Raw genomic sequence first — 10852 nt, 5'->3', positions numbered from 1 at the left:
TCACCCTCTCAGGTCGGCTACGCATCGTCGCCTTGGTGAGCCGTTACCTCACCAACTAGCTAATGCGCCGCGGGCCCATCCTGTAGTGTTAGTATCCCAACTTTTACAATGACACCATGTGGTGTCATTGATTATCCGGTATTAGCTCCGGTTTCCCGAAGTTATCCCAGTCTACAGGGCAGGTTGCCCACGTGTTACTCACCCGTCCGCCGCTAACCTTATAAGAGCAAGCTCTTATAAGGTCCGCTCGACTTGCATGTATTAGGCACGCCGCCAGCGTTCGTCCTGAGCCAGGATCAAACTCTCCATAAAAGTGTTTGATATAGCTCACTTCCACAGGATGTGGTGGCTTCGATGTTGGCGATTGTCATCGCGTTCTTAATCGAAGATCATTCATCACTGTGACGTTTTAAAACATTGACGAGATATCATGTATCTCATTTATTTCGCTTGGCTTTTTGTTCAGTTTTCAAAGAACTTTATGACTGCTGTTTGAACAGCGACAAGATTAATCTTACCAAACTTAGAATTCAAAAGCAAGTCTTTTTTAAAACTTTTTTTGAAATCATATTTGATAAGTAGTTATCGCCTTAGCGACAAAAATTATTATATAACTTATTAATCGTTACGTCAACTATAAATTATATAAAGTAAAATTCAAAGCTACTCCTCCATCATACTACTTTGAAACAGCAGCTTGTCCATCCAATATATAATAATGAAACAATTTATAGAAAAGGTCAATAATCTTCGCAGAAATAAATTGTGTGATCAGCGCATAGAGCAAAATTACCCAGTCAATTGTAATTGCCAATGACAGAAAAATAGCTGAATTAAAAAGAAATAATAACTTCCCCGGCATGACATTGATCTGCTTATGAAGAATATGCACGATAATAGCAATTCCACCTGAAGAAGCTCCACTAATAAATAATAGACTAACACCAAACCCAAATATTAATGCACCTAACAACATATCAATATATACGGAAGATAAAGGACCAAGCGATAAAGAACTCATCAACCCAATTGTCAATGAAGTGACACTTACTGAGTATAACGTTTTGATTACACTAAACCAACCGATCCACTTATAAGCGATAGCAAGCAAAAGAAAATTAAAGGTCCATAATGATAATTCATACTTAATAGAAAAAAGATGTTCAAATAAAATGGCTATTCCGGCTGCTCCACCTGAAGGGATTGCATGCGGAAATAAAAAGAGGGACATCGCTAACCCTTGCAAGATCGATCCAATGGTTAACGATGCCCCTACAAATCCTTTACTCACCCTTCAATGATCTCAAAGGATTCAGTAATTTCAATACTATCTTTCACCGATTGCACCATTGAACAATTTTTTCTAGTAACAGCTAAGGATTTTTCTATTTTCTCTTCGCTAATATTAGAGCCCGTAATAATAAAATGCATATGAACTTTTTGGATTTCCTGCGCTCCCTCTGGATTTCTAGTCACGTCAGCAGTTACTTTAACATCTTTATAAACGATTCGTTTCTTTTCTAATACTTTACGTAATACTCCGCCACTGCAAACCGCAATCGAAGATACTAATAATTGATACGGCCTGAAACCAAATTCTTCATTCCCTGAGATATGTAATGTTCCATATTCAAAATTTGCTGTAAATCCATTTTCCTTCATTATAAATTCCATACCTTCACATCCCTTACCTATTTATTAGTTTAATTGTACAAAGGTTTCAACTTTACGTCACCTTTTATGTTAGAAATATTATTTCCACCTAAAACATTTTTCTTGAATATCTATTGTTGAGCATTACAATAAGTAGGGTATGAGTTTTAAAATCTCTTCTCTGGAGGACGCTTATGAATACAAACATAGAAAATAAGCAGAATCACCCTGGTTACCGATTTGCTGTTTTAATACTAATGGTTTTAATTGCTGGTTTTTCGCAAGGAATGTTACTTCCCTTGTTAGCCATAATGTTAGAGCAAGCAGGTACTTCATCTTCATTAAATGGGTTAAATGCTGCTGCATTATATATCGGAATACTTTTAGCATCCCCCTTTATCGAGAAACCGGTTCGCAAATACGGATATAAGCCTGTTATTACGATTGGCCTTATATTAATTATTTTTTCATTATTTCTGTTTCCTTTTTGGCAAGTTTTTTGGTTTTGGTTTATTTTACGGATGATTGTCGGAATTGGAGATAACATGGTTCACTTCGCAACACAAGTTTGGATTACATCGACAAGTCCTGTCCATAAAAGAGGACGAAATATTTCATTATACGGTTTGGCATTTAGTCTTGGATTTAGCGCCGGTCCTTTTATGACAAGGTTATTAGCTATTAATGAATACTTCCCTTTTATTATCGCTGCTTTATTTAGTTTAGTTTCCTACGGATTTGTGCTTTTTCTTAAAAACGAATGGCCAGAAAATGATCTCGAAACGGCAAAGCAAACCGGAACATGGGGGCGTTATAAACAAGTAATTAAATTAGCTTGGTTTGCTTTATTGCCTGGCTTTTGTTATGGATTTCTCGAAGCTTCAATTCACGGAAATTATCCTGTTTATGCATTACGATCTGGATTTACGATAGAGTGGGTATCAATCCTATTACCAGCGTTTGTTATTGGTGGACTTATCACCCAACTTCCCCTTGGATTATTGAGCGACAAATGGGGGCGGAAAAAGATACTTCTTACTGTCACATTCCTTGGCTCCCTTTCTTTTTTTAGTATGATTTTTGTAGAACAGTCGCATTTACTGCTTCTATTCATTTTTACTATAGCAGGAGCATTAGTTGGTTCTTTATATTCTCTAGGTGTAATGTATCTAGCCGATTTATTGCCGAGAAATTTACTTCCGACCGGAAATGTAATGACTGCAGTAAGTTTTGGCTTAGGAAGTATTCTAGGTCCACTCACTGGCGGAATACTAATTGATGTTATGGAGCGCGGGAGTATCTACTTTGCTGTTGGAGGAATTTTGTTTATCGTTTTCATTTTAGGAGTTGTTTTTAAGGAGAAAGCACCTGCGAATGTAAAAAAAGCAGCAACAGCATAACGATTTTAAAAAGGAGGCTGACATTTATAATTCAGCCCCCTTACATAATCCCTCAGGTGTTACCTTCATTTTCAAATCAACACTTCTGTTAGCGGCCGTTCAAATATAGCCAAACCAAAAGATTTTTATCCGATCACTTCCCCTACTACCCTATGGCTTGGGAGTGAAGCTAAATTTTTCGGTATTACTCTTATAATTTTCGTTTGTAAGTATTTCCCTAATTCTTTTGCCAGTTCCTGTGAACCAACAATATAAACTCCCTGCCACTGAAACTCCTTGGATTCCCGGTCAATTAACGGTGCCAACCTTCTTAACCAACGTTGCTGATTAACTTCTAGCCTTTCTTGATACTGGTCCTTATGATTAGCACTCGATGCCATTCGTTCTCCAGCGGCCGTTCCCTCATACTTTCTCCAATTGTCATCTTCTATGTTTAGTGTGTAACGGATTTGTTGCGTTACTTCTCCAAGACGTGTGTCTAAAGCAAGCATTTCCATTTGTTGCAATACTAATACACCACTGGCTGGATACTGCTGTTGGATCGCCTCCAGTTGATCAAGCACTGGTTCTTTTTCCCAGCAAAAGCTATTTTCTACAGAAAGCTGCAGATGGTGGAACTCCCATATGTTTTGATCCGGTGAAGCAAAGATCACTACAGCTTTTAACATATCATGTTGCCTTTCCATGAGTTGCTTTGTAACTTTCTTTTTTACATCCCGAAAACTTTTTAGTTCCTCTTTGTCTTTTCTTGCCATTACATATTGCTCTAATTTCTTCAAACCATTCTTAAATTGTAGCTTCCAATCATCTTGACCACTACGCAGTGTGTTTAAATAAATAGTTAATACACCCTTGTCACACCGGGCTTCCTTTAATTCCTTGATCCGTTTTGTAAAAGCCAAAAAAATTCCCCCTTTAGGACAAGATATATATCCCTATTACCATTTATATTCTTCATTAAACTAAAAAAAGAAGCACTTTTTTAGTGCTTCTCAAGAAATTAATGATAACCGTTTGATTTATTTGCTGAACTGCTCGTTTTATGGTTGTTTGAATGTTTATGGCTTGTATTGTTTTTATTCTTTTTATTGTGTTTTTTGTTACTCATCGTTTACACCTCTCCTTTTTTAAAAAAGAAGAAGGCGACCAACGATAGTGGCCACCTTCCCTTTCAAGTCCCACATCGTTATTCGAAAAAATTACACTCTGGGGCCGTAACGATTTTTGTCCTTCATAGACACCTCTTTCAACGAACTTGTTGGATTAACGAATTACACTTTCCGCATAATTGTTCAACGCAATTCACCTCTGAGGTAGTACTGACAAAATGTTATTACCGTAATTTTAATCTTCTTTGATGTGGACTTGTTGGTTGAGGATAGCAACCGCCGTCCTCGTTTATTATGATGTCCCGCTTACAAAAAAGTATGTACGCTTATTTTAATTTTTTTCGCTGTTCATCTTAAATATGTTATGAACCCTAATTAAATTAAGACAATGCATATGAATTCACTCGAGACTCCACCAAATCTTTCAAAAAAATTGTACTTCAACCTAAAAAAGGTGACCCCTAAAGGTCACCTTTTTTGAAAGCTTCACCATTAAATGCTTCTGGGGCCGTAACGATATTTGTCTTTCGGTAACACCTCTTTCAATGAAGTTACTAACAAATTGCACTTTCTGCATACTTGTTCAACGCAACCACCTCTTGAGGTACTGATCAACAATCGTTATTTCCTTCAGCTTGGGTGAAAACTTATTTAGAGGATTGCAACTGCCTTCCTCACTAATTATGATGTCACAACTTCGTTAAGATATGCAGATCTTTTTTAGGAATTATATTCCTTCGAACGGATCTTCTTTTTTGGGTTCCTTGATCTTTTTTATATCCTCTACTACTTCACGAGCTGCATCAATGACTTCAACCGAGCTCGTTTTAATGTGCTGCGCACTTTCTGATATTTGTTTTACATCATGACTAACAGATTTTAGTGCATCAGAAATTTGTGTACTCGTATCCCTGATCTTCTCAATTAGTTCTTCCCGATTTTCTTTAATATACGATGTAGCACCTTGTGCTGCATGCCTCATTTCTTCAGCACCTTCAACGATTTTCTTTCGCGTTTTGGGGTACGTTAATAATGCAGCAACAGTAACAGCACTTCCTATAATGATCCCTTTGCAAACTGAATTGCATTGTTTTTTCTCCATTGGTGCCCCTCCTCTGGAAATACTTTCATACTTATAGTTTAACAATAATCTTTAAAGGAAAAAAGGACAACCTTCTGAATGAACGCCCAGTCAGTTTGCTTTATAAAAAATTGTTTCCCCAGCATTTATGCATTTGACATGCCCTTTACTTTCAAGTAAATCTATATGTCCTAACGTTTCTGAAAAAGTAAGTTCGGGTTGTTTTTCATACATTTTCGGGAACAGTCGTTGCGTTATTTCAACAGCAGTAAGAGTTTCACTTCCGAGCAATTCCTCAATATGAGTAGCTCGAAGGTCTTGTTCTTTTATTCGTTCGTCCACTAATGATGGTATATCAACAACTGGGAGCCCATGCCCAGAATATGACACTTTTAAATGATAATTTTTTAACATCTTGAGGGATTCGCGGTATTGCAATAACGATCTTGAACGTTCTTCCCCTTCATTGTACGGCGCTTCGATAATCGCGTTGGAGGAAATGTGCTTAATAAGGTGGTCACCTGAAATGGCCTTTTGTTCTTCCTCATGCATAATCATGATTTGAGTTTGTGCATGTCCCGGTGTTTCAAGTACTTTCCAACCCGTAAGCCCAGGAATTTCATTACCATGACCGACAATATAATCGATGCTGGCTTTACTCGTAAACTGGCGATAGTTAGAACTACGTTGATGAATTTCCAATATCACATGTTCATCCATTCCATGTTTCTTATAAAAACTAGAAAGGAAATCACTGCTTTTCCTTAAAAACACAGCATCCTGTTCAATCCACGGTACAGCTTTTACATGACCCGTCCTTTTTGCATTCACAAACCGATCCAATAGACCAACATGATCAGGGTGATGATGAGTGATAATGATTTGCTCAATATCACTCGGTACATACCCTCTTGCTTTTAATTCATGAGTCAGTACATTCCAGCCTTCTTCTGTTTTGGGTCCAGTGTCTACGAGGGTAAGTGCTTCATTTCCTTCTATTAAATAGACGTTTACTGGACCTACTAAAAAAGGAGTCGGAAGCGTAATGGCAGTTATTTTTTGCTCACATTTAAGATACGCCATGATAAACCCCTTCCGTTTTAATCACTTTTGTCGTCCTTAATCTGCTAACCTTTTCATTTGGATATTTCAGCACGTCTTTCAAAATCATTTCGGTATGTTCTCCTAAACGTGGTGCCGGGTGTAAATCAGGGAACGTATGGCTGTCTTTATCATATGTAGTTGCCACCTCGGGGTACCCCTCGAAAGGAGTAAAAATCAAACGGCGTTCCTCTACATACTTAGATGAAGTTAACTCACCCGGTTCTAGCACAGGCGCCATACAACAATCCACTTTTTGTGAAAAACTCATCCATTCATGCATCGAGTACGATTGAAATAGTTCTTTCATTTCTCTGTAAATTGGATTTTGATCAGTTGTTTCAGACATATGCGCAGGTACCCACTCATCCTTCCCAACTGCATTACAGAAATTAATCCAAAACTTAGGTTCTAGTGCACCTAAACTCATATAACGATTATCTTTCGTTTTATATACATGATACGATATCATCGCTCCTGTCAGCTCCGCAACCCCTTGTTGCCGCCCTTTTTCACTGGCTATCAACACGTGATTGTTCATAAGAGATACCATGACATCTGTTAATGATAAATCAATATAGCTTCCCTCTTTTTTAATCGACCGTTGAACGAGCGCAGCTAATATTGCTTCTGATGCAGCCATTCCACCGGCTAAATCAGCTAGAGTGATCGTTGGGTGAACCGGTTCAGATCTCTTATCCTTTAACTGACTTAACATGCCACTTAACGCAATGTAGTTAATATCATGACTGCCAAAATGACTCAAAGCTGTATCTTGCCCGTAACCCGTGAGAGAACAGTAAATGATATCCTTATTCTCTTTTTTTACTACTTCATAATCTAAACCCAGACGCTCCATTACCCCTGGTCTGAAGCTTTCAATAACAACATCGGACTGTCTCATTAGATCAAGAGCTATTTGTTTTCCTTCATCCTCTTTTAGATTGAGCGCAATACTTTTTTTATTACGGTTATTCGCTAAGAAAATCAACCCTGTGCCCTCACGCTTATCTCCAAGCGCACGGGCAGGATCACCCGTTAACGGTTCCACCTTTATAACCTCTGCTCCCATATCTCCAAGCCTTAAGCTGGCATAGGGTCCTGGCAAATACTGCGAAAAATCTAAAATACGTATTCCCTCAAGCATATTATTCTCTCCCTGCTTCGTTTTTTCTCTGATGTTTACCGACAAAAAAGCTGACTTAGACAGCGCTTTTCCCTCCTAACTTTCGATATAATGGGCTTCGAAATCCGCAGCAACTATATCTGTAGTTGAGGTGTTAGACACTTTACTCTAAAAGTCAGCCTTATAGCAGTAAGTTTAATGATAATTAGTTATAGACTTCTGTTAAAAACATATCTGTCTCTAATGGTTCAAACCCATTTTCAACTTTTCGTAATTCTCGGATCTCCATCGTTAATCTTTCAATCTTCTTTTCCATCTCTTCTAATACTCTCATTTCAACTGTTACTGTCATAATTAACTCCCCCTAAATAAAATTAAATGAATATTCTGATAATTAATTACATAAACAAGGTTGCTCTCAAGTCTCCACTAACAACAATCACTTGACATCAGTTACGATCTGTCTCTCTTTACTGTAACGCTTTAAATCGTTTTAAATCGTTTTAAATTTATGAATATTCTATCAACGTATTTGGTGTTTGTAAACCTCTTTTTAAAATGTAATCGCTTACAGTTGTAAAATAATTTTTTTGGACTTTTCCACAGAACTTATCCACAGATTGTGAACAATGTTAGTAACTTCTAAAACTCCATTTTTACTAATTAACACATATAGTTCAATTGTGGATAAACTTGTGGATAATAATAGATAACTATTTTTATCTCTTTACGTACTGAAGCACTTCGTAGACCCAATCTTCTTCTACAATAATATTTTCAACGACCGTTTGGAGTCTATTTCCTGTTAATTCGGAATGCAACTGTCTTAAACGAGTTATTCTTCGTTGTTGTCGTTCAACCTTTTTTTGAATGCCTTCTTGGTAGGTATATGGACGTTCAAATACATCTTGATCGACGGCGACCATTTGTCCTGTTAATTGAAAATACACCCTTTTGAGCTGCTCATCACTTCTTCGTCGAATTTGAATAACTTGTCTTAGTAATTGCTTATTTTCTTCTGCTTCAGCAATAACCATTAAATAATCATAGGTGATAATCGAAGTACTCTCCCTTGTTAGCAACTGTTCTATAACCGTTGCAGCAGCAGTGCTCCTATACCAGTTTTCATAGTAATTCATGATGCGCCCCCCTGCTTTGCCTTTATTCATCTTTTATAAATATGAATTGACAGCTTGCTCTATACGGGAGGTACATTTCACCTCTTCTTACAAACTTCACCAGAAATAAAATAATTATTTGAAAAATTGTAACAATTTATTAATATATCCCTAATAAAAACAGATTATAATAAATTTATAAATAGGTTTTGCTAATGCTAATGTTGTTAAGTATTAAGACTTAAGCACAGAAACAGTAAACCGCAAATAAAAAATTGGACTTCCCATAAAATATAGCCAAAACCATTCATCTGAATAACCCTTCGATGGCGATGAAAAACAGCAGCATTAACCATTAACATATCCTATAAATAAAATATAAAGGTATGATGAGAGATGAGAAAACACGCACCATCGTTTGAAGAGTTAGTTCTTGAAAACAAAAAGCAACTACTTCAGGATCAGGACGCATTAAATATAATAGAAAAGCGTATTGAAGAAAGAAAAGCAAAAGAGTTTGACCTCGTAACTACAAATAAAAAATCAAACTGAAATATTTGATTTATACAGCAAACAGGGGACCGCTTTAGCGGTCCCCTGTTTTTTCTATTATTGATAGTTTTTTAGAACGTTTTGTAATTTTAATGCTAATCCCATTTCACCTTTGATCTTTAACTTACCACCCATAAAAGCCATTGTTGGGTTTAACTTACCAGCTACTAGCTTTAAAAAGTTAGCATCTGATAACGCCAGTGTACATTTTGGCTCGTAGGTTTCACCTAAAACATATTCTACTTGACCATCTTCAAATTTAATTTGATAGATTCCTTCATCAGTGCCTGTTAAATCAAACTGATACGTTGTATTTAGCCCTTGAATTCCTTCAGGATTACTGTTCATTTTTTCTTTTAAAGTTTCTAATGTTTCTTTTACTGCCATTTTCATTCGCTCCTTTGCTTTAACTATTCAAAGTGTACCACAGAATGAATGGCCATTCATTATTTATTTTATAATTTTCATATAATTGTTTATTTTAATTCATTCAGAATTTTTTCATATACATTTGAACGAATCCCATCCACTTCATTCAGTAAATGGTGTCTGCCTTCATCAAATAAAATAACTTCACTATTGTAGAATAGTCTAGCAAGAAACTGACAATTATATTTCCAGTCCACTGTTTCATCTTTAACTCCCTGCAGGACAAGGATACGATGTTCTTTTTCTTGCATTGCATGAACTTCAGCGTTCCAATCTATTAATGCTTTCAACCATTTTAGAGGAACCGTCGATGATTGAAACGGATCATTTTTTAAGAATTGAACAAACTGCTCATCTCCACTACTCTCACGAACAACCCGCTTTACTCTTTTTAAGACAGGTTTCATAAAATAGTATCCGAACGTTGTAATGGTCCACATATTTGAACGAATTAAAGGGGCAATTAAAATAATAGATTTACACACTTGTTGATTTCTTGTGAGTAAATCATTGATAACGACAGCAGCGCCTGTACTGTGGGCGATTACATGAGGTATACAACCACATTGCTCTTTTATTTCACGAAGTACTGTTTCGTACACCTGTTGATATTCTTCAAAGTGATTAATTTCTGCCTGTTTCCCACTTGATAAACCATGTCCAGGCCAGTCAAACGTAACAACTGAGTATCCTTTGTTTGTTAAGAAGCGAATCGTAGAACTTAATATTCCCACATGATCTAGATAACCATGGAGTAATAAGATGATATCTCTTTTTTTCATTAGGTGTGACGCTTCAAACATTTGAACTTTAATAGTATAGCTGTCTACATATAAGTTACCAAAATGGTAGCTTCCATTTTCAACTGGCAGTTTATAAATTTCCAAGTATTTTTTCAGCTCATTGGTTTGATCTGTAGGTGTCTTCATATCTAAACGATCGGTTTTGTTTCTTAAATAATTGATCATCTTTTGGAGTTCAGTTTTTCTCATCGTCTTCTCTCCTACTAGAGTTACTCACTACTTTATGTACCATTATAATTCCATTAAACACGCTGATATAGTCTTATTCCTTGTTTTTCATTATTGACTCCACATTAAACAACAGGTAAGTCCTAACTAAAGAAAAGAAACTATTTTTTGAAAGAGTTATAGCCTTGTCATTATCCTAATTAAAGATACTCTCCTAATAATCCATTTCGATCGCATATTATTACATTTCCTAACAAATAGTAAGAGAGGTTGGAAAAGCCTTTATTAATGGTAATTATATGGAAAGGGAGA

12 protein-coding genes and 1 rRNA gene are annotated in these 10852 nt (G+C 36.4%); 2 read left to right on the top strand and 11 right to left on the bottom strand.

Annotation, left to right across the window (positions count from 1 at the left end):
• The 3 genes from N7Z68_RS18190 to N7Z68_RS18180 all read right to left on the bottom strand — a co-directional run.
• A 16S ribosomal RNA gene (locus tag N7Z68_RS18190) occupies positions 1–312 on the bottom strand; the annotation flags it as partial.
• A gap of 367 nt (positions 313–679) precedes the next feature.
• Complete coding sequence (locus tag N7Z68_RS18185; RefSeq protein ID WP_275119900.1) at positions 680–1291, bottom strand: YitT family protein; 612 nt, start codon at positions 1289–1291, stop codon at positions 680–682.
• The gene (locus N7Z68_RS18180; RefSeq protein WP_275119899.1) at positions 1288–1674 is read right to left on the bottom strand and encodes an OsmC family protein; all 387 of its coding nucleotides are present in this window, start codon (positions 1672–1674) and stop codon (positions 1288–1290) included. Before N7Z68_RS18180 ends, N7Z68_RS18185 begins: the two co-directional genes overlap by 4 nt.
• A 173-nt stretch (positions 1675–1847) precedes the next feature.
• Here N7Z68_RS18180 and N7Z68_RS18175 point away from each other — a divergent pair, with 173 nt between their 5' ends.
• Positions 1848–3053: an MFS transporter gene (locus tag N7Z68_RS18175; RefSeq protein WP_275119898.1), complete on the top strand. Its 1206-nt coding sequence runs from the start codon at positions 1848–1850 to the stop codon at positions 3051–3053.
• Positions 3054–3178: 125 nt separating this feature from the next.
• Here N7Z68_RS18175 and N7Z68_RS18170 read toward each other — a convergent pair whose 3' ends face one another.
• The 6 genes from N7Z68_RS18170 to N7Z68_RS18145 all read right to left on the bottom strand — a co-directional run bounded on the left by N7Z68_RS18170 (position 3179) and on the right by N7Z68_RS18145 (position 8609).
• Positions 3179–3955 (bottom strand): VLRF1 family aeRF1-type release factor, encoded by a 777-nt coding sequence (locus tag N7Z68_RS18170; protein WP_275119897.1) that lies wholly within the window; start codon positions 3953–3955, stop codon positions 3179–3181.
• 934 nt (positions 3956–4889) lie between these two features.
• On the bottom strand, positions 4890–5264 hold the full coding sequence (locus tag N7Z68_RS18165; RefSeq protein WP_275119896.1) for a YtxH domain-containing protein: 375 nt from the start codon (positions 5262–5264) through the stop codon (positions 4890–4892).
• A gap of 90 nt (positions 5265–5354) precedes the next feature.
• Positions 5355–6326, bottom strand: a complete 972-nt coding sequence (locus N7Z68_RS18160) for an MBL fold metallo-hydrolase (protein ID WP_275119895.1) — start codon at positions 6324–6326, stop codon at positions 5355–5357.
• The gene (locus N7Z68_RS18155) at positions 6313–7491 is read right to left on the bottom strand and encodes a CaiB/BaiF CoA transferase family protein (RefSeq protein WP_275119894.1); all 1179 of its coding nucleotides are present in this window, start codon (positions 7489–7491) and stop codon (positions 6313–6315) included. The genes N7Z68_RS18160 and N7Z68_RS18155 overlap by 14 nt, the downstream gene beginning before the upstream one ends.
• Before the next feature lie 184 nt (positions 7492–7675).
• Positions 7676–7822, bottom strand: coding sequence for a hypothetical protein (locus N7Z68_RS18150; protein ID WP_275119893.1), 147 nt, complete (start codon positions 7820–7822; stop codon positions 7676–7678).
• 367 nt (positions 7823–8189) lie between these two features.
• A complete protein-coding gene (locus N7Z68_RS18145; RefSeq protein ID WP_275119892.1) occupies positions 8190–8609 on the bottom strand; it encodes a hypothetical protein in 420 nt (139 codons plus the stop codon).
• A 375-nt stretch (positions 8610–8984) separates the two neighbouring features.
• Here N7Z68_RS18145 and N7Z68_RS18140 point away from each other — a divergent pair, with 375 nt between their 5' ends.
• A complete protein-coding gene (locus tag N7Z68_RS18140; RefSeq protein WP_275119891.1) occupies positions 8985–9140 on the top strand; it encodes an FbpB family small basic protein in 156 nt (51 codons plus the stop codon).
• Positions 9141–9197: 57 nt separating this feature from the next.
• Here the strand turns inward: N7Z68_RS18140 and N7Z68_RS18135 are convergent, their stop codons facing one another.
• A complete protein-coding gene (locus tag N7Z68_RS18135; protein WP_275119890.1) occupies positions 9198–9527 on the bottom strand; it encodes an SCP2 sterol-binding domain-containing protein in 330 nt (109 codons plus the stop codon).
• An 89-nt stretch (positions 9528–9616) separates the two neighbouring features.
• Positions 9617–10561 (bottom strand): alpha/beta hydrolase, encoded by a 945-nt coding sequence (locus N7Z68_RS18130; protein ID WP_275119889.1) that lies wholly within the window; start codon positions 10559–10561, stop codon positions 9617–9619.
• Positions 10562–10852: the final 291 nt, after the last annotated feature.

Source organism: Alkalihalobacterium chitinilyticum, from assembly GCF_029028005.1.
Classification (GTDB): domain Bacteria; phylum Bacillota; class Bacilli; order Bacillales; family Bacillaceae_F; genus Alkalihalobacterium; species Alkalihalobacterium chitinilyticum.
This window is presented reverse-complemented; position numbering and strand designations above follow the sequence as displayed.

Excerpts from the sequence above, each read along its gene's own strand:
- N7Z68_RS18150 (WP_275119893.1), bottom strand. The coding sequence starts at position 7,822 with ATGACAGTAACAGTTGAAATGAGAGTATTAGAAGAGATGGAAAAGAAG.
- N7Z68_RS18160 (WP_275119895.1), bottom strand. The coding sequence starts at position 6,326 with ATGGCGTATCTTAAATGTGAGCAAAAAATAACTGCCATTACGCTTCCG.
- N7Z68_RS18175 (WP_275119898.1), top strand. The coding sequence starts at position 1,848 with ATGAATACAAACATAGAAAATAAGCAGAATCACCCTGGTTACCGATTT.
- N7Z68_RS18140 (WP_275119891.1), top strand. The coding sequence starts at position 8,985 with ATGAGAAAACACGCACCATCGTTTGAAGAGTTAGTTCTTGAAAACAAA.
- N7Z68_RS18180 (WP_275119899.1), bottom strand. The coding sequence starts at position 1,674 with ATGGAATTTATAATGAAGGAAAATGGATTTACAGCAAATTTTGAATAT.
- N7Z68_RS18145 (WP_275119892.1), bottom strand. The coding sequence starts at position 8,609 with ATGAATTACTATGAAAACTGGTATAGGAGCACTGCTGCTGCAACGGTT.
- N7Z68_RS18155 (WP_275119894.1), bottom strand. The coding sequence starts at position 7,491 with ATGCTTGAGGGAATACGTATTTTAGATTTTTCGCAGTATTTGCCAGGA.
- N7Z68_RS18135 (WP_275119890.1), bottom strand. The coding sequence starts at position 9,527 with ATGGCAGTAAAAGAAACATTAGAAACTTTAAAAGAAAAAATGAACAGT.
- N7Z68_RS18130 (WP_275119889.1), bottom strand. The coding sequence starts at position 10,561 with ATGAGAAAAACTGAACTCCAAAAGATGATCAATTATTTAAGAAACAAA.
- N7Z68_RS18165 (WP_275119896.1), bottom strand. The coding sequence starts at position 5,264 with ATGGAGAAAAAACAATGCAATTCAGTTTGCAAAGGGATCATTATAGGA.